Genomic DNA, 18,735 nt, shown 5'->3' on the forward strand with positions numbered 1-18,735 from the left:
AGTTAATATGATCCGGCTCACACGGAGCCGGGTGCGACCGAAGGCAACGTAAAGGCGACGCACAGGCTTCGCCGTGAGCAGCAAAGGGGGGTGCCGCGTTGATTGAACAACTCGCGGTCCCGGCCCGTGCTGTCGGCGGGTTTTTCGAAATGATGATCGATACGGCCCGGGCATCTTTTAGGCGGCCGTTCCAATTCCGCGAGTTCCTGGATCAGACGTGGATGATCGCGCGCGTATCGCTGGTACCGACGCTGTTGGTATCCATCCCATTCACCGTGCTGGTCGCATTCACCCTCAATATCTTGCTGCGGGAAATCGGCGCGGCCGATTTGTCCGGCGCCGGAACGGCGTTCGGCACCATCACCCAGCTGGGCCCGGTCGTGACCGTGCTCGTCGTCGCGGGGGCCGGCGCCACCGCGATCTGCGCGGACCTGGGTGCGCGCACCATCCGTGAAGAAATCGACGCGATGCGGGTACTCGGCATCGACCCGATCCACCGGCTGGTGGTACCCCGCGTTCTGGCGTCGACCGTTGTCGCGCTGCTGCTTAACGGTTTGGTGTGCGCGATCGGTTTGTCCGGCGGGTACGTATTCTCCGTGTTCCTTCAGGGTGTCAACCCTGGCGCGTTCATCAACGGCCTGACCGTACTGACCGGACTGCGCGAGTTGATGCTTGCGGAGGTCAAGGCACTGCTGTTCGGCGTGATGGCCGGCCTTGTCGGGTGTTACCGCGGCCTCACCGTGAAGGGTGGGCCCAAAGGTGTCGGTAATGCGGTCAACGAAACCGTCGTCTACGCGTTCATCTGTCTGTTCGTCATCAACGTGGTGATGACGGCCATCGGCGTGCGGTTCTCGACGAAGTGAGCACGCGATGAGCTACGACCTCACTTACCGGTTCCGCAACATCGCGGCGCGACTGCAAGGCCCGATCGACGACTTCGGCGAGCAGGCGCTGTTCTACGGGCAGACCGTGCGCTATGTCCCCAATGCGCTCACCCGGTACCGCAAGGAGACCATTCGGCTCATCGCCGAGATGACGCTGGGCGCGGGCGCGCTGGTGATGATCGGAGGCACGGTCGGTGTCGCGGCGTTCCTGACGCTGGCCTCCGGAGGGGTCATCGCCGTCCAGGGCTACTCGTCACTGGGCAACATCGGTATCGAGGCGTTGACCGGTTTCCTGTCGGCGTTCCTGAACGTGCGCGTTGTCGCGCCGGTCATCGCCGGCATCGCGCTGGCGGCGACGATCGGTGCTGGTGCCACCGCCCAATTGGGTGCCATGCGGGTGTCCGAGGAAATCGACGCCGTGGAATGCATGGCCGTACACTCGGTGTCCTATCTGGTGTCGACTCGATTGATCGCCGGGCTGGTGGCGATCATCCCGTTGTATTCGTTGTCGGTGCTCGCGGCCTTTTTCGCCGCCCGGTTCACCACGGTTTTCATCAACGGGCAGTCGGCCGGTCTCTACGACCACTATTTCAATACGTTCCTCATCCCGTCGGACCTACTTTGGTCGTTCCTGCAGGCCATCGTGATGTCCATCGCGGTGATGCTGGTCCATACCTATTACGGCTATAACACCAGCGGTGGGCCGGTGGGCGTGGGCATCGCGGTCGGCCAGGCGGTGCGAACCTCGCTTATCGTCGTGGTCGTCATTACATTGTTCATCTCCCTGGCCGTCTACGGCGCGTCCGGTAACTTCAACCTCTCCGGGTAAGGGGGACGATGTCAGAGGCCGGAGCGCGACGCAGATCTGTACGGCTGGCAGCGGCGCTGCTGGCCAGTTTGTTGGTGGCGTTTGCAGTGCTGACTTACCTCTCGTACACGGCGGCTTTCGCGTCGGTCGACACGGTTACCGTCGCGACGCCGCGGGCCGGGCTGGTGATGGACAAGGGCGCCAAGGTCAAGTACCGTGGCATCCAGGTCGGCAAGGTCACCGACATCAACTACGGGGGCGACCAAGCACGCCTGACGCTGGCGATCAACAGTGACGACATGCACTACATCCCGTCCAACGCGACGGTGCGTATCGCGGGCAATACAATTTTCGGCGCCAAGTCGGTCGAATTCATTCCGCCCCAGGCGCCTTCGTCGACGCCGCTGCGGCCGGATGCGCACGTTCAAGCCTCTGCGGTACAGCTGGAAGTCAACACCCTGTTCCAGTCGCTGATGGATCTGCTGCACAAGATTGACCCCGTCGAATTGAACGGGACGCTGAGCGCCTTCGCCGAAGGTCTGCGCGGCCATGGCGACGACCTGGGCGCGCTGCTCTCGGGACTGAATACACTTACCCAACAAACGAACCCGAAGCTTCCCGCGCTACAGGAAGATTTCCGCAAGACCGCGGCCGTCACCAACATCTACGCCGACGCCGCCCCGGATCTGAACACGATCTTCGACAACCTGCCCACCATCAGCAAGACCGTCGTCGACCAGCAGAAGAACCTCAACGACACATTGCTGGCCACGATCGGCCTGTCCAACAACGCCTATGACACGTTGGCGCCGGCCGAGCAGGACCTGATCGACGCCATCAACAGGCTGCGGGCCCCGGTCAAGGTCGCCGCCGACTACTCACCCGAATTCGGTTGCCTCTTCGCCGGTATCGAGCGCGGCATCAAGGAGTTCGCTCCGCTGCTCGGTGTGCGCAAAGCGGGACTGTTCACCTCGTCGAGCTTCGTGCTGGGCGCGCCAGCCTACACCTTCCCGGAGTCCCTGCCGGTCGTCAATGCATCTGGTGGCCCGAACTGCCGGGGATTGCCGGACATCCCGACCAAGCAGACGGGTGGGTCGTTCTACCGGGCACCATTCCTGGTCACCGACAACGCCAACATTCCGTACGAGCCGTTCACCGAACTGCAGTTCGACGCCCCCTCGACGCTGCAGTTCTTGTTCCACGGCTCGTTCGCGGAACGGGACGACTTCTGATGGTGGACTCGGAAATGCCGTCGCACCGGTCGATGGTGATCAAGGTCAGCGTCTTCGCGGTGGCGATGTTGCTGGTGGCCGCAGGCCTGGTGGTTGTCTTCGGCGACTTCCGGTTCGGCGACGAAAATACTTATCACGCCACGTTTATCGATGCATCCAAGTTGAAGGCCGGCCAAAAGGTCCGCATTTCCGGGGTGCCGGTCGGTTCGGTGGACGGCATCAAGCTCAACCCGGACAACAGCGTCGACGTGGCATTCGGAATCGACAGCCGCTACACGTTGTACTCGTCAACGCGCGCGGTGATCCGCTACGAAAACCTGGTTGGCGACCGGTTTCTCGAGATCACATCGGGCCCGGGGGAGCTGCGCAAGCTGGCACCGGGCGGGACGATCAACGCCCAACACACCCAGCCGGCGCTGGATCTGGACGCGTTGCTGGGCGGACTGAAGCCGGTTCTCAAAGGCCTGGATGCCGATAAGGTCAACACGATCAGCAGTGCTGTCATCGAGCTGCTGCAGGGCCAGGGTGGAGCATTGTCGAACGTGCTGGCCGACACCAGCGCCTTCTCGACGGCGCTGGGCCAGCGCGATCAGCTCATCGGTGACACGATCACTAACCTGAACACGGTGCTGGGCACCATCGACCAAAAGAGTGCGCAATTCTCGGCAAGCGTGGATCAACTGCAGCAATTGATCAGCGGGCTGGCCAAGAGCAAGGACTCGATCGCGGGCGCTATTCCGCCACTGGCATCGACAACGACGGATCTTACTGAACTGCTGAAGAATTCACGCCGGCCGCTGCAAGGCATCCTGGAAAACACCCGGCCGCTGGCCACCGAGATCGACAACCGCAAGGCCGAGGTGAACAACGACGTCGAGCAGCTGGGCGAGGATTACCTGCGGCTGGCCGCGCTCGGCGCCTACGGGTCGTTCTTCAACATCTACTTCTGCTCGGTGACCATCAAGATCAACGGACCGGCCGGCAGCGACATTCTGCTGCCCCTCGGTGGTCAGGTGGATCCCAGCCAGGGGAGGTGCGCTTTTGTCAAATAGCCCAAAGCGTGAACGCGATCCACTGCGCACCGGGATCTTCGGCGTGGTGCTGGTCGTCTGCGTCGTATTACTTGCATTCGGTTACGCCAACTTGCCGTTCTACCCGCAGGGCCGGGCCTACGACGCCTACTTCAGCGACGCCGGCGGGATCTCGCCCGGTAACTCCGTCTACGTGTCGGGTTTCAAGGTCGGCAAGGTGCAGTCCGTCGGCCTGGCCGGGGACAGCGCAAAGGTGACGTTCTCGGTGGACCGGCATGTGGCGGTCGGCGATCAGTCGCTGGCCGCGATCCGCACCGACACGATCCTCGGCGAGCGCTCGATTGCTGTGACTCCGGCGGGGCATGGCAAGACGACCACGATTCCGCGCAGCCGCACCACCACGCCGTACACACTGGCGGGCGCGCTGGAGGACCTGGGCCAAAACTCCGGCAACCTGAACAAGCCCCAGTTCGAGCAGGCCTTGAACGTGCTCACCGACACGCTGCACGGCGCCACCCCGGAACTGCGCGGCGCGCTGGACGGGGTGACATCACTGTCTCGCACCCTCAACCACCGTGACGAAGCCCTACAAAGCCTGCTGGCACATGCAAAGTCGGTAACTTCGGTGTTGTCCGACCGCGCCAACCAAGTCAACAAGCTGGTCGACGACGGCAACGAGCTGTTCGCCGCGCTCGATGAGCGCAGCGCCTCGCTGGGCCAATTGATCTCCGGCATCAACGGTTTGTCAGCTCAGATTTCCGGCTTCGTCGCCGATAACCGTAAGGAATTCGGCCCCGCCCTGAGCAAGCTCAACGATGTCCTGAGCAATCTCAATGAGCGCCGTGACTACATCACTGAGGCCCTGAAACGACTGCCCACCTATGCGACAGAGCTCGGCGAGGTGGTCGGATCCGGACCGGGATTCAACGTCAACGTCTACGGCGTGATCCCGGCGCCCCTGCTCGCGGCAATGTTCGACTTCTTCTATCAGCCGGGCAAGCTGCCCGCCAGCCTCTCCGACTACCTGCGCGGGTTGATCCAGGAACGCTGGACGATCCGGCCGAAGTCACCGTGATCAAGCGAATCAGCAGCAGCCGCGGCCTGCGCTACACCACCATCATCGCGCTGGTCGCGGTGCTGGTGGGGGGCGTGTATGTGCTTTCCACGCAAGCGAATAACCGCAGCATCGTCGGCTACTTCACAGCTGCAGTCGGGCTGTATCCCGGCGATCAGGTCCGCGTTCTCGGCGTCCCGATTGGCACCATCGACTCGATCGAACCACGGCCGTCCGACGTCAAAATCACCATGACGGTCCCCAAGGACGTAAAGATCCCGAAGGATGCCAGGGCCGTCGTCATGTCACCGAACCTGGTGTCGGCCCGGTTCATTCAGCTTGCCCCGGCATACACCGGCGGTGCGGTGCTGCCCGATGGCGGCAGCATCGACCTGAACCGCACCGCGGTCCCGGTGGAATGGGACGAGGTGAAGGAAGCGCTGACCCAACTGGCCGTCTCGCTGGGGCCGACGACCGGATCCATGCACGGACCGTTGGGCGCGGCGATCAACCAGGCCGCGGATACGTTCGACGGCAAGGGCGAGTCGTTCCACAATGCGCTGCAGCAACTTTCGCAAGTCGCTGGGCGACTGGGGGATTCGCGCAGTGACATCTTCGGCACTGTCAAGAACCTGCAGGTTCTGGTCAACGCTTTGTCGGCGAGCAACGAGCAGATCGTGCAGTTCGCCGGAAGCGTCGCCTCCGTCTCGCAGGTCCTCGCTGATAGCTCGCGCCATCTGGACAACACGCTGGGCACTCTCAATCAGGCACTGTCCGACATCCGCGGCTTCCTGCACGAGAACAATTCGACGCTGATCGATACGGTCAACCAGCTCAACGATTTCAGCAAGACACTGAGCGATCAGAGCGACAACATCGAGCAGGTGCTGCACGTCGCGGGCCCCGGTATCGCCAACTTCTACAACATCTACGATCCCGCGCAGGGCACCCTGAACGGTCTGCTGTCGATACCCGAGTTCGCCAACCCGGTGCAGTTCATCTGCGGCGGTTCCTTCGAAACCGCCGGCGGTCCGCGAGCACCCGACTACTACCGGCGCGCCGAGCTGTGCCGCGAGCGGCTGGGGCCGGTGCTGCGCCGGCTGGCAGTCAACTACCCGCCGATCATGTTCCACCCGCTCAACACGATCACGGCGTACAAGGGCCAGATCATTTACGACACCCCGGAAACCCAAGCCAAGGCGCAGACGCCGATTCCGCAGCTGACCTGGGTACCGGCCCAGGGTGCTCCGCCGGCTCCCACCCAGAACCCGGCCGATCTGCAGGCCCTGCTGGTGCCGACGGCCCCGCAGGCCGTCGCGCCGCCAGGGGGGCCCGCTGGCCTCAATGCGCCCGCGCCCGGTACCGGCTCCGCATTCGGGCCGCTGCCCGGTCCGGCGCCCAATCAAGGGCCTTCCGCCGGGCTGCAAAATGGTCAGGGGTCTGGCGGATGAGACGAATCTTGTTGCGCTGCAGTGCATTGGCAGCGGGTGTCACCCTGTTGGCGGGTTGCCAATACGGCGGACTGAACTCCCTGGTGATGCCGGGTACCGCCGGTCACGGTAGCGGCGCATTCACGGTTACCGTGGAAATGCCCGACGTGGCGACGATGCCGCAGAACTCACCGGTGATGGTCGACGATGTCACCGTCGGCAGCGTCTCCGGTATTTCTGCCGAGCAGCGCAGCGACGGATCATTTTATGCCGCAGTAAAATTGACGCTGGACAAAAATGTCGTGCTGCCGGCCAATGCGACTGCAACCGTCGCGCAGACGTCGTTACTGGGTTCGCTGCACATCGATCTGGCTGCGCCGAAGGGCAAGCCGGCGACCGGCAGGCTGGCTAACGGATCCAAGATCTCGGAGTCGAATACCGGCCGCTTCCCCACCACCGAAGAGGTGTTTTCCGCTCTCGGTGTCGTGGTAAATAAGGGCAATCTCGGTGCGCTGGAAGAGATTACCGACGAGACGTTCCAGGCTGTGGCGGGCCGGCAAGACCAGTTCACCGGCTTGGTGCCCAGGCTGGCGGAACTGACGTCGGGACTCAACAGGCAAGTTGGCGACATCATCAATGCGGTCGACGGTCTGAACCGATTTTCCGCGAACCTGGCGCGCGACAAAGACAACCTGGGCCGGGCGCTGGACAGCCTGCCTGAAGCACTGCGTGTGCTCAACAAAAACCGGGACCACATTGTCGAGGCGTTCGGCGCGCTGAATAAGCTGGCGACGGTCACCTCCCACGTGCTGTCAAAGACGAAGGTGGACTTCGCCGAAGACCTCAAAGGGCTGTATTCGGCCGTGAAGGCACTCAACGACAACCGGAAGAATTTCGTGACGTCGCTGCAGTTGTTGTTGACGTTCCCGTTCCCGAACTTCGGTATCAAACAAGCGGTGCGCGGCGACTATCTCAACGTGTTCACCACGTTCGACCTCACCTTGCGCCGGCTCGGTGAGACGTTCTTCACCACGGCGTACTTCGACCCGAACATGGCTCACATGTCCGAGATTCTCAACCCGCCCGACTTCTTGATCGGCGAACTGGCCAACCTGTCCGGACAGGCGGCCGACCCGTTCAAGATTCCGCCCGGCACGGCAGCACAGTAGGGGCCGGGAATGATAGACAGACTCACCAGAATTCAGCTCTGGATATTCGCGGTGATCACCGCGATCACGCTCACCGTGATGGCGATTTTCTACCTCCGCCTGCCCGCCACATTCGGCCTCGGGACCTACCTGGTCAACGCCGACTTCGTTGCCGGCGGCGGTCTGTACAAGAGCGCCAACGTGACCTATCGCGGCGTCGCGGTCGGCAGGGTGGAGTCGGTCGGGCTTAACCCCAATGGCGTCACCGCCGAAATGCGGCTTAACAGTGGCACTACCATCCCGTCGAATGTCACCGCCACGGTGAAAAGTGTGTCGGCCGTCGGTGAGCAGTACATCGACCTGGTGCCGCCGAAGGACCCGGCATCGGCCAAGTTGCACAACGGATCTCGCATCGATCGGGCCAACACCCGAATCGGTCAAGACGTCGCCGATCTATTGAAGCGAGCGGAGACGCTGGTCAACAGCCTCGGTGACACCAAGTTGCGAGAGCTGCTGCACGAGACGTTCCAGGCGGCCAACGGGTCGGGTCCAGAGCTGGCCCGGCTGTTTGAATCAGCCCGGTTGCTGGTGGACGAGGCCAACGCCGACTACCCACAAGTCTCGCAGTTGATCGATCAGGCGGGCCCGTTCCTGCAGTCCCAGATTCGCGCCGGCGCCGACATCAAGTCGCTCGCCGACGGACTGGCCCGGTTCACCTCAGAGGTGCATCAAGCCGACCCGCAGCTTCGTTCGACATTGTCGATCGCGCCGGGCGCGACCGACGAGGCGAGCACCGCGTTCTCCGGTATCCGGCCGGCATTCCCGGCGCTGGCCGCCAGCCTGGCAAATCTGGGTCGGGTCGGTGTGATCTACCACAAGTCGATCGAGCAATTGCTGGTGGTTCTGCCCGCCTTGTTCGCCGCGATCACCACAGCCGCGGGTGGTGCCCCCCAGGACGAAGGCGCCAAGCTGGACTTCAAGCTCGACCTCAACGACCCCCCGCCGTGTGCCGTCGGCTTTTTGCCGCCACCGTTGATGCGCACGCCCGCCGACGAGACGGTGCGCGAGCTCCCGCGAGACATGTACTGCAAGGTCGCTCAGAACGATCCCAGCACCGTGCGTGGCGCGCGTAACTATCCCTGCCAGGAGGTCCCGGGCAAACGGGCCCCGACGGTTCAGCTGTGCCGTGACCCGCGGGGCTACGTGCCGGTTGGCCGTAACCCGTGGCGCGGTCCGCCGGTCCCGTACAACACTCCGCAGACAAATGGGCTAAACACCCTGCCGCCCAACAAATTCCCCTATATTCCGCCGGAAGCGGAACCGGATCCGGGTACTCCCATCGTCGGGCCACCCCCGCCGGGTGTGGTGCCGGGGCCCGGGCCGCTGCCCAACCACCAGCCCGCCTACGCGCCCCCGCCGCCCAACGACAACGGACCGCCACCGCCTTTCACGTCATGGCAACCGCCGGGCGTGCCCCCGGTACCGCCGCAGGTTCCGTACCCGAAGTGGCTGCCGCCCCCGGCAGCGCCGGAAGCCCCGGCGCCCGGACCGGGTCCGCAGGCCAGTGGCCCCGCCTACACCACCTATGACCAAACCACCGGAGCCTTCAGGGACCCGGCGGGAGGCACTGGTATCTTCGCGGCCGGCGCGAATACATCCAGCGCCGAGAATTGGGTGGACCTGATGCTTGATCCAAGGCCGATGTAGTGGCCTCTGCAGCTAGCAGCGATCAAACTACGGCTCAGCGTGCTCGGCGCCGAGCGTCGCGCGCGGCGGGCCCGGCGAAAAGCGAGTCGGGGGCAGCCACCGAAGTTCAGCTTGCGGGTCCGGGGAAGCCGAAGAAGCCAGCGGCGAAACCCGCCAAATCCCTCAAGACGGTCAAGCCGCCACCGCGGCGCCGACCGAACGGGGTTAAGGTCGCCTGGATTTCGCTGGCCGCCGCGTTGTTGGCGATTGGCGCGCTGGCCGGCTGCCTGACTGCCTTGATCGTCCAACAGCGGCACGCCGAAGCGGGGCGGGCTCGCGATCAGCGCTTTGTCGACACCGCCACGCAGACAGTGGTCAACATGTTCAGCTACAAGCAGGACAACATCGACGAGAGCGTGAACCGGTTCTACAACGGCACCAGCGGACCGCTGCGCGGCATGCTCGGCGCCAACAACAACATCGAAAACCTGAAGGCTCTGTTCCGTTCCACCAATGCGACATCTGAGGCAGTGATCAACGGGTCGGCGCTGGAAGGCATTGACACAGTTACCGATAACGCGTCGGTGTTGGTGTCGGTGCGTGTCACAGTGGCCGACATTGACGGAGTCCATAAGCCGTCCCAGCCCTATCGGCTGCGGGTCATCGTGCACGAGGATGAACAGGGCCACATGACGGGTTACGACCTGAAGTATCCCGACGGGGGAAACTGATGCGGTTGCGGCGGTGGCTCATTGCCATCACGGGATACCTTGCGGTGGCAGCCATTGTCGGTTTATCTGCGGCTGCCGGCTGGTTCTACTGGGAACGGGTGGAGATCCGCGGCGAGCAGGCGGCGCGGGCGGTGCTGCCGCAGCTGGCCGCCAAAGAAGTGCCCGCGGTTTTCGCCTACGACTACCAGACCGTCGAACGCAGCCTCGCCGACGCGTATCCGATGCTGACGCCTGATTATCGCCAGGAGTTCCAGAAGAGCGCCAATGCGCAGATCATCCCCGAGGCGAAGAAGCGCGAGGTGGTTGTCCAGGCCAATGTCGTTGGCGTTGGGGTTATGTCGGCCAAGCGGGATTCGGCGTCGGTGATGGTGTACATGAATCGCACTGTGACCGACAAGTCGCGCCAGCCCCTTTACGACGGTAGTCGATTGCGGGTGGACTTCAAGAAAATCGGCAACAAATGGCTGATCAACTACATCACGCCGATCTAGACGGATCCGCTCAGTAGCACATCGCAATGCCGTTGCAGTACAACGGATAACGCTGCACTGGGCTGGGCGGCGGTCCGGCCAACTGCAGCGAGAACGGTGTCTTTTTCATCGTCGGTTCCATGCCGCAGACGGCACCGTGCATGGTGGTGTGGGTGCCGCTCATCGTTTCATCGCTGAACGCAAAGGTCTCGGTGGATGGCGCGGTGCCACCACCCGGACATGAGACGCCATCTGCCTTGTCGACCTTGAAACTCCATAGCATGCTGGACATCCGGGCCCGGCCGCTAAAGTTCTGCAGCTTGTCGGCAGCGCTGATCTGTTCGGGCGTCGAACTCACGATGTTCAGCGCACATTGCATCGCGAAAACGATCGGGTCGGAATAGTCGTTCATGTTTCGGGTGCCGGAGGGCTGATCGCACAGTGCCGATATTGTCCAGCTAGCTCCCGAGACGCCCGCCTCGTTGTAGGTGTAGGTGCCGTCGGGCGGTGGTCCGAGCGCGCGGGCCGGGTTATCCGACTCCAGCGCGATTCCGATTGCCACTGCTGAGAAGACGCCGGCCCCTGCAGCCAGCGCGCGACGGATTTTCACAGTGCCCTCCCTTCTGGCCATCCCTGCGCACTGCATTGAGTATCACAGCGTTTCGACGTCAACACCATGGGTCTGCCGCCGCTATTTCGCGTCCGGCGGATGCGCCTCGGCGAGCGCATCGAGAAATGACCGCGCCCAGCGGTCCACGTCGTGAGCGAGCACCTGGCGCCGCAACGCCCGCATCCGGCGGCGGCCCTCGTCGGCGGTCTGGTTGAGCGCCGCCTCGATCGCGTCCTTGACGCCCTCGAGGTCGTGCGGGTTGATGAGATAAGCCTGCCGGAGTTCGGCTGCGGCGCCGGTGAATTCGGACAGAACGAGCGCGCCACCTAGATCACTGCGGCAGGCGACGTACTCCTTGGCCACCAGGTTCATTCCATCCCGCAGCGGAGTGACCAGCATGACGTCGCTGGCCACGAAGAACGCGATGAGTTCGTTGCGGGGAACCGCGCGATGGATGTAATGCACCACCGGGTGACCGACTTCGGCGTATTCGCCGTTGATATGGCCGACTTCGCGTTCGATGTCGTTGCGCAGCAGCTGATAGCTCTCCACTCGTTCGCGGCTCGGTGTGGCCAGCTGGACGAACACCGTGTCGTCGCGTTTGACCCGCCCCTCGGCGAGCAACTCCGAAAATGCCTTCAACCGGACGTCGATGCCCTTGGTGTAGTCGAGCCGGTCGACGCCGAGCAAGATCTTGCGCGGATTGCCCAAATCGGCGCGGATCTCTTTGGCGGCGCGCCGGATATCGCGGTCGCGGGCGGTCTGATCGAGCGCACCGGAATCGATCGAGATCGGAAACGCGCCGACCCGCACCCGGCGATCCTTCAGTTCGACCTCACCGAACCGCGAGCGCACACCGACCGCTCCGTGCGAGGTGTTGGCGCCGACCAGTCGCCGGGACAGGATCAGGAAGTTCTGGGCGCCGCCGACTAGGTGAAATCCGACCAGGTCGGCGCCGAGCAGACCTTCGATGATCTCGGTGCGCCACGGCATTTGCATGTAGAGCTCGACCGGCGGGAACGGGATGTGTAGGAAGAAGCCGATGGTCAGGTCCGGGCGTAGCTCGCGCAGCATCTTGGGGACCAGCTGCAGCTGATAGTCCTGCACCCACACGGTCGCGCCCTGCGCGGCAGCTCGTGACGTGGCTTCGGCGAAGCGGCGGTTCACTTCGACGTAGCGGTCCCACCATTCGCGATGGTAGATGGGCTTGACGATGACGTCGTGATAAAGCGGCCACAGGGTCGCGTTCGAGAATCCCTCGTAGTATTCGGCGACGTCGTCGCCGGACAAGCGCACCGGATAGAGCTGCAGCTCATCTTGGGCGATGGGTTCGTCGTCGACGTCCACTTCCTCGTCGACAACTCCCGGCCAGCCCACCCAGGCTCCCCGGCGGCGGCGCAGCAACGGCTCTAGGGCCGTGACCAAGCCCCCCGGGCTGCGTTTCCAGGTTGTGGAGCCGTCGGGTAGCCGCTCGAGATCAACCGGCAACCGGTTGGCGACCACCACAAAGTCGGAATTCCCGAAGTGTGAGGACTTCTTCGAGTTCTGGCCACCCCGGGGAGCCATTTAGGCGTCGAGTTTCGCCGGTCCAATACCAAGCATGGACAGGAAAACGCGGCATTCATCGGCATCGTTCGCGTACGCCGCGACGACCCGCCTGGCCTGGCTCGCGGTGCTGTCGGCCAGGGGCTCGACATCGCCGATTTCGCCAGGATCAGATTTCGTAGGCATGACACAACTGTATGCGACGCCGATATTCGTCCGCAGCCGTCCGGCGCGGGGTGGGCTCGCCTGCCCGCGGGACCCGGTTTGTCGATGCCCCACATCTGGCGGAAACCTCTGCGCAGCTATTCGGTCATACAAATATCCGCAATTGTTAACGAATTCCGAATTCTCCGCCGGATGAGATTCGTTCTTTGGCTCCGCACCCTGCTCCAACAAAATGGGTGAGATTAAATCAGAAGATACGCACTCAGAGCGTTATCGGAGGTCAGCTGCGAGGCGACGTGGCGAATGTTTGCGGCGACCGTGGCGCTGGCGATCCGGTGTGCTGCGCGCCGCTCTTAATGGACGGTCAAGCGGGCCGCTCAGTTGGGCCACTGCAATTTGCGCCAAGGCTGCGACATGTACATATGTCGTCCCACGATGGTTGGCCGGGTTGCCTGGCGGCGGCCGCCTCGCCTCGCCCCTGTCTGTCTACGGACTGCTGTCCAGTTGTTCAAAGGCAAACCAGGATGCCACCGTGACAAAGGCATTATCCTAAGCCGCAGCGCACCTCATTTTGGTCTTGCGCTGACATCGAATACTTCGGGAGAAGAACAATGGCTCTCACGCCGGCCGATGTTCACAATGTTGCGTTTACCAGGGCGCGTGTCGGTAAGCGTGGCTACAGCGAGCAGGAAGTCGATCCGTTCATTGATCTGGTTGAGCGAGAGCTGATTCGCCACATCGAAGAGGACGCGGAGCTGCGTCACCGGAACGCCGAGCTGCGCAACCGGGACGGTGGGCTCAAGAAGCGGGAAGCCGAGATAGCCCAGCGAGAAGCCGTCCTGCACGAGCACGAGACTGAAGTTCGCAGGTACGAGGCCAAAATTCACGAGCACGAAGATCAGGTCCGCCATCAGGAAGCTGCGCTCGCCCAACGGGGGACGCCGCTTCCCCAGCAGGTCGCCCAGCTGCGCTATCGGGAAGCCCAGGTTGCCCAGCGCGAGGCTAAGTGCGCCCAGCACGAGGCCGAAGTAGCTCAGCGCGAAGCCCAGCTGACCCAGCGCGAATCAGGGCTTCGCCACCGGGAAGCCGAGCTCAGCCAGTGGGAGTCGGAGCTTCGCCAGGCGGCCGCCGAGGGTGCAACGAGCCAGATGGCACGACAGCAATTGCGGGTAGTGCCGGCGCCCGGCACGGTCAACGGGGCGGTGCACCTCGAGCAGATGCGTCCGGTCGCCGCGGTGCACGGTCGCCACGACATGGAGCGGATGGCCATCCGGGCGATCACCGACACACGCGGCAACACGATGACCGAAACGGTGCACGAGCGGACCCGCCGGAGCGCTATCGAGAATGTCAACCCGGCCGTCGCTTCCGAGCGGTCCACCGAACTCGAACAATTGAAGGAAGAGAACGCTGAACTTGCCCGCTCGCTGAGCCTGCTCAAATCCGCCGCCGCAGTGCTGGCGGCCGCGCTCGACGGCCCGTAGCTCGGCTGGCGGCTACCAACCCAACTCGGAGTCGCTTACATACTCGCCGTAATGTGTAAACAAGGCGATTCAACGACTAACGAGGTGGGCGGAATGACAGTCTCCGAACAAGCCGACGCCGCGGCGGCCAATTCCAACTCAGCAGAGCTGGTGGCCTACGAGACCCTCGATGAGGGTCGCATCGCGCGGATTTGGCTTAACCGGCCCGATGCGCACAACGCGCAGAGTCGCGGACTGCTGGTTGCGCTCGATGAGGCGTTCGGCCGGGCCGAGGCCGACGACACCGTTCGCGTGGTGATCCTGGCGGCGCGTGGCAAGAACTTCTCCGCCGGCCACGATCTGGGCTCCGAGCAGGCCCTGGCGGAGCGTGCACCCGGACCGGGGCAGCATCCGACCTTCCGCTCACACGGCGCGACCTACGAGCCGATCATGGAAAAGCTGTACCACCAGGAGTGGCACTTCTTCTTTGAAAACACTTGCCGCTGGCGCGATCTACGCAAGATCACCATCGCCCAGGTGCAGGGCAACGCGATCTCGGCGGGCCTGATGCTGATCTGGGCATGCGACCTGATCGTCGCGGCCGACAATGCGAAGTTCAGTGACGTGGTCGCCGTCCGGCTGGGCATGCCGGGCGTTGAATATTACGCGCACCCTTGGGAATTCGGTCCCCGTAAGGCCAAAGAGCTGCTATTGACTGGTGATTCGCTGGACGCCGACGACGCATATCGGCTGGGAATGGTGTCCAAGGTGTTCGCGGTCGACGAACTAGAGGAAAAGACACTGGAATTCGCCCGGCGCATTGCCGAGCGGCCTACGATGGCGTCGTTGCTGATCAAGGATTCGGTCAATGCCGCCTCCGATGCGATGGGTTACACAGAGGCTTTACGGCACGCGTTCCATGTTCACCTGTTGGGGCACGCGCACTGGGCAGCCTTCAACGAGAACAGGTGGCCTGTCGGCCAGCCGCCGCACGTCGAGGACTGGCGCAACGCGAAGCCGACCAAGGTCGCCCGCCGCGATACGCCGTAGCACCTACCGCACTGGTCGGAGGCGACGGCCAATCCGCCCGCCTCAACGCGACATGTTCGTCGTTCACATCGGTGTCCGCTGCCTAACGAGACCGGGGGTAGCGATATTCACCGTCGGTGCTGCATGCTTCTATATCTAGAACCTGTTCCAGTTTGAGAGGGCCCTCGTGCAGCTAACTTTCGAAGACCGGACGTATTTGATCACCGGCGGTGGCAGTGGAATCGGCAAGGGTGTGGCTGCCGGTCTGGTCGCGGCCGGGGCCTCCGTCATGATCATCGGCCGCAACCCCGACCGCCTGGCAGGAGCCGTCGAGGAGATCGAGCCGCTGGCCGCCAACGGCGGTGCGATCCGTTACGAGCCCACCGACGTCACGAACGAAGAAGAGGTAACTCGTGCGGTCGACGCCGCAACGGCGTGGCACGGTCGGCTGAACGGCGCGGTGCACTGCGCGGGCGGCTCGTTGACCGTCGGGCCGATCACCCACACCGACTCGGAGGCATGGCGAAACACCGTCGACCTCAACGTCAACGGCACCATGTACGTGCTCAAGCACGTGGGGCGGGAGTTGGTGCGCGGCGGCGGTGGCTCATTCGTCGGGATCTCGTCGATCGCCGCCAGCAACACACACCGCTGGTTCGGGCCGTACGGCGTCACCAAGTCGGCCATCGACCACATGATGATGCTGGCCGCCGACGAACTCGGGCCGTCGTGGGTGCGGGTCAACAGCATCCGCCCCGGGCTGATTCGCACCGATCTCGTTGATGCCAGCGTGATTCAGTCACCGGAGATCAGTGCCGACTACGCACTGTGCACGCCGCTGCCCCGAGTGCGTGAGGTCTCCGACGTCGCGAACCTGGCCCTGTTCTTGCTCAGCGATGCGGCTAACTGGATCACCGGGCAGTGCATCAACGTCGACGGCGGCCACATTCTGCGCCGCGGTCCCGACTACTCCTCGATGATGGTGCAGATGTTCGGTGAAGATGCGCTACGCGGAGTGGTCCAACAATCATGAACAGACTTGAAGGCAAGCGGATCCTGGTGACGGGCGCCGCGTCGGGGATCGGCCAGGCGACAGCGCTGCGGCTACTGAGCGAGGGCGCCAGCGTGGTGGCCGCCGACATCTCGGCCGACGGTCTGAGGGTCACTCAGGCCCGAGCCGACGAGGCCGCAACCGCGCAGCGGCTCAGCGCCATGCCGATCGATGTCGGTAACGAGGATTCGGTGATCGACGGCGTCCGCGCGGCCGTCGATAAGCTCGGCGGCCTGGATTCGCTCGTCAATGCGGCGGGCATTCTGCGTTCCTGGCACACTCACCAGACCAGCACCGACCAGTGGAATCAAATCATCGCCGTGAACTTGACCGGTACTTTTCTGGTGGTCCGGGAGGCGTTGCCGGCCTTGCTGGCGAATTCGAGCAGCGCGATCGTGAACTTCAGCTCAACCTCCGCGTCCTTTGCCCACCCGTACATGGCGGCCTACGCCGCGAGCAAGGGCGGAATCCAGGCCTTCACTCATTCTTTGGCGCTCAAATATGCCAAGCAGGGTCTGCGCGCGGCGTGCGTGGCCCCGGGCAGCATCAAGTCCGGGATCACCGACGCGACTGGTGGATACATCCCGAAGGACGCGGACTGGTCGCTGTTTCCCCGGCTGATGCCGATCCTGCCGACCACGACGGAATCCAGCGGCGCGGGGATGGCAGGACCCGATGCGGTCGCCGGTGTGATCGCCATGCTGGTGTCCGACGATGGAGCCTGGATCACGGGCACCGAGATCCGTATGGACGGCGGCACGCACGCCTAGGCGTGCGGCGACGACCCGCTACGCGCCGCTTGCGATCGCCGCTAGTTAACGCAGGGCACTCCGCCACCGTCGATCGGCTTGCCCTGGTCGGGCGTCGGGTAGGTGTTGTTGTCGTAGCCGTAATTCGAGCTGCTCGTCTTCTTCGTCGTGGTGGTCGACGACGAAGAGGACGAGGACGAGGACGAATCGTCCATGTACTCGTCGATCGTCGGCATCGAGAAGTTGGTGTCCACCGTCACGCGAACGTGTCCGGGCTCGACACCGGGATCGGCCTGCTTGGGAGCATCCAGGCTGAGCAGATTCGCCACGTTCTGCGCGTCGGTTTCGGCGCCGGTGCCGTACTGGATGGACGTCTTGGTCGGATCGAACCAGGTACGGTCGCGGACCATGCCTGGGGTGTAGCCGTACTTCTTCAAGGCACGCGACACCTGGCTGGCCAGACCGCTCATGCTGCCGGCGTTGACCACGTCGACGACGGTGGACGGATTCGGCTTGGCGGCCGTCGTAGGAGACGAGCTGGTCGAGGTGTCGATGCCGATCGCCGCGGCCACCTCAGCCTTGATCGCGCCCGGGTCGACGATGTTGACGTCCTGGCCGCCGATGTTGTCGTAGCGGACCACCGGCAACGTCCGAAACTCCACCTGGTTTGCCGCTGCGCTGCCAGCGATTTCGCCGATCCGGCGGAACATGTTCTCGTCCCAGCCCGCTGAGAGCACGACGTCTTTGCGGGCCACGGCCATCAGGCTCTGCATCCTGCCCAGATTCGAGAAGGTGCCCGAATCCTGTAGCTCACGCATGACCGATGAAATGAAGGCTTGCTGCCGGTGGGTACGGTCCAGGTCGCCGTTGTCGAGGCCGTGACGTTGCCGGACGAACGCCAGCGCCTCGGAGGCGTCGAGCCGCTGCGGCCCGGCGGGGAAGTCGGCGCCGGAGTAGGAGTCGGAGACGGCGTGGTTGAGGCACACATTGACTCCGCCCAAGCTCTGCGCCAGATCGTAGAAGCCCGCCAGGTTGACCTCGGCGAAGTAGTCGATCGGAACACCGGTCAGGCTTCGCACCGCGCGCAACGTCGCCGCCCGGGCGGCTTCGCGGCCCTTCGTCTCCAGCTCTTTTTGGCTGCCCACCCCCTGGTTGATCAGCTTTTGGGCGACGTACTGCTTGGTCAGACCGTAGGCTTCTTTGATCTTGATGTGGTTGTACCCTGGGACACCGTTGAACGGCACCCAGTCGTCGCGGGGGATCGAGAAGGCGACCACTTTGTTGTCGGCGCTGACGTGTACCAGGATCAGCGTGTTGGTGTTATAGCCGCCGTCATCGGAATCGCCCGCATGCAGCTGCTTGAGGATCGAATTCGGGAGGTCGTTGCCCTCCTGGTCTTTTCGCGAGTCCAGACCGATCAGCAAGATGTTCATGTTGTCGCCGCTGGACCGCGGATCGTCGGGGCTCAGGGCCTGCGAGACGGTGATGCCGCCCAGCGCCCCGTGCGCCACGTAATACCCGGCCCCGGTCATCAGCACCGCCGCCGTGGAGACCAGCGTCATGAATGTCCGCGTTACCCCCCTGCGCAGAGGCGACGTTCGGCGAACGGCTCGATGGCGGCGATGCGCGCCGCCGGAGCGTGCCATCAG

18 protein-coding genes are annotated in these 18,735 nt (G+C 63.6%); 14 read left to right on the forward strand and 4 right to left on the reverse strand.

Annotated features, from left to right (window positions below; genetic code table 11):
* The first annotated feature begins 98 nt into the window (after nt 1-98).
* Genes H7K34_RS11430 through H7K34_RS11475 form a run of 10 tightly spaced genes read left to right on the forward strand, consistent with a single transcriptional unit; the run spans nt 99 to nt 10,495 of the window.
* Complete coding sequence (locus H7K34_RS11430) at nt 99-863, forward strand: MlaE family ABC transporter permease (RefSeq protein WP_108920396.1); 765 nt, start codon at nt 99-101, stop codon at nt 861-863.
* A gap of 7 nt (nt 864-870) precedes the next feature.
* Nucleotides 871-1,713 carry an MlaE family ABC transporter permease gene (locus H7K34_RS11435; protein WP_108920397.1) on the forward strand — a complete coding sequence of 281 codons (843 nt, stop codon included), beginning with the start codon at nt 871-873 and terminating at the stop codon, nt 1,711-1,713.
* An 8-nt stretch (nt 1,714-1,721) separates the two neighbouring features.
* Entirely contained in the window at nt 1,722-2,924 is a 1,203-nt protein-coding gene (locus tag H7K34_RS11440; RefSeq protein WP_264062006.1) for a virulence factor Mce family protein, read from the forward strand.
* Nucleotides 2,924-3,976, forward strand: a complete 1,053-nt coding sequence (locus H7K34_RS11445; RefSeq protein WP_264062007.1) for an MCE family protein — start codon at nt 2,924-2,926, stop codon at nt 3,974-3,976. Before H7K34_RS11440 ends, H7K34_RS11445 begins: the two co-directional genes overlap by 1 nt.
* On the forward strand, nt 3,966-5,030 hold the full coding sequence (locus tag H7K34_RS11450; protein WP_276059479.1) for a virulence factor Mce family protein: 1,065 nt from the start codon (nt 3,966-3,968) through the stop codon (nt 5,028-5,030). Before H7K34_RS11445 ends, H7K34_RS11450 begins: the two co-directional genes overlap by 11 nt.
* On the forward strand, nt 5,027-6,460 hold the full coding sequence (locus tag H7K34_RS11455) for a virulence factor Mce family protein (protein WP_264062008.1): 1,434 nt from the start codon (nt 5,027-5,029) through the stop codon (nt 6,458-6,460). Before H7K34_RS11450 ends, H7K34_RS11455 begins: the two co-directional genes overlap by 4 nt.
* Nucleotides 6,457-7,608, forward strand: a complete 1,152-nt coding sequence (locus H7K34_RS11460; protein ID WP_264062009.1) for a virulence factor Mce family protein — start codon at nt 6,457-6,459, stop codon at nt 7,606-7,608. The genes H7K34_RS11455 and H7K34_RS11460 overlap by 4 nt, the downstream gene beginning before the upstream one ends.
* Nucleotides 7,609-7,617: 9 nt before the next feature.
* Nucleotides 7,618-9,294, forward strand: coding sequence for a virulence factor Mce family protein (locus H7K34_RS11465; RefSeq protein WP_264062010.1), 1,677 nt, complete (start codon nt 7,618-7,620; stop codon nt 9,292-9,294).
* A complete protein-coding gene (locus H7K34_RS11470; protein WP_264062011.1) occupies nt 9,294-10,004 on the forward strand; it encodes a mammalian cell entry protein in 711 nt (236 codons plus the stop codon). Before H7K34_RS11465 ends, H7K34_RS11470 begins: the two co-directional genes overlap by 1 nt.
* Entirely contained in the window at nt 10,004-10,495 is a 492-nt protein-coding gene (locus tag H7K34_RS11475; protein ID WP_108920405.1) for a mammalian cell entry protein, read from the forward strand. The genes H7K34_RS11470 and H7K34_RS11475 overlap by 1 nt, the downstream gene beginning before the upstream one ends.
* 10 nt (nt 10,496-10,505) lie before the next feature.
* Here H7K34_RS11475 and H7K34_RS11480 read toward each other — a convergent pair whose 3' ends face one another.
* From H7K34_RS11480 to H7K34_RS11490, 3 genes are all read right to left on the reverse strand, one after another.
* A complete protein-coding gene (locus H7K34_RS11480) occupies nt 10,506-11,084 on the reverse strand; it encodes a hypothetical protein (protein ID WP_264062012.1) in 579 nt (192 codons plus the stop codon).
* Nucleotides 11,085-11,165: 81 nt separating this feature from the next.
* Complete coding sequence (locus H7K34_RS11485) at nt 11,166-12,650, reverse strand: alpha,alpha-trehalose-phosphate synthase (UDP-forming) (protein ID WP_264062013.1); 1,485 nt, start codon at nt 12,648-12,650, stop codon at nt 11,166-11,168.
* Nucleotides 12,651-12,815 carry a hypothetical protein gene (locus H7K34_RS11490; protein ID WP_108920566.1) on the reverse strand — a complete coding sequence of 55 codons (165 nt, stop codon included), beginning with the start codon at nt 12,813-12,815 and terminating at the stop codon, nt 12,651-12,653.
* A gap of 590 nt (nt 12,816-13,405) precedes the next feature.
* On the opposite strand from H7K34_RS11490, the gene H7K34_RS11495 reads away from it, so the two are divergent.
* From H7K34_RS11495 to H7K34_RS11510, 4 genes are all read left to right on the forward strand, one after another.
* On the forward strand, nt 13,406-14,278 hold the full coding sequence (locus tag H7K34_RS11495; protein WP_264062014.1) for a DivIVA domain-containing protein: 873 nt from the start codon (nt 13,406-13,408) through the stop codon (nt 14,276-14,278).
* Nucleotides 14,279-14,371: 93 nt separating this feature from the next.
* Nucleotides 14,372-15,307: an enoyl-CoA hydratase gene (locus H7K34_RS11500; protein WP_264062015.1), complete on the forward strand. Its 936-nt coding sequence runs from the start codon at nt 14,372-14,374 to the stop codon at nt 15,305-15,307.
* 166 nt (nt 15,308-15,473) lie between these two features.
* Nucleotides 15,474-16,319 carry an SDR family oxidoreductase gene (locus tag H7K34_RS11505; RefSeq protein WP_264062016.1) on the forward strand — a complete coding sequence of 282 codons (846 nt, stop codon included), beginning with the start codon at nt 15,474-15,476 and terminating at the stop codon, nt 16,317-16,319.
* A complete protein-coding gene (locus tag H7K34_RS11510; protein ID WP_264062017.1) occupies nt 16,316-17,107 on the forward strand; it encodes an SDR family NAD(P)-dependent oxidoreductase in 792 nt (263 codons plus the stop codon). The genes H7K34_RS11505 and H7K34_RS11510 overlap by 4 nt, the downstream gene beginning before the upstream one ends.
* 41 nt (nt 17,108-17,148) lie before the next feature.
* Here the strand turns inward: H7K34_RS11510 and H7K34_RS11515 are convergent, their stop codons facing one another.
* The gene (locus tag H7K34_RS11515) at nt 17,149-18,732 is read right to left on the reverse strand and encodes an LCP family protein (RefSeq protein WP_264062018.1); all 1,584 of its coding nucleotides are present in this window, start codon (nt 18,730-18,732) and stop codon (nt 17,149-17,151) included.
* Nucleotides 18,733-18,735: the final 3 nt, after the last annotated feature.

This window comes from Mycobacterium montefiorense (genome assembly GCF_025823255.1).
GTDB lineage: Bacteria > Actinomycetota > Actinomycetes > Mycobacteriales > Mycobacteriaceae > Mycobacterium > Mycobacterium montefiorense.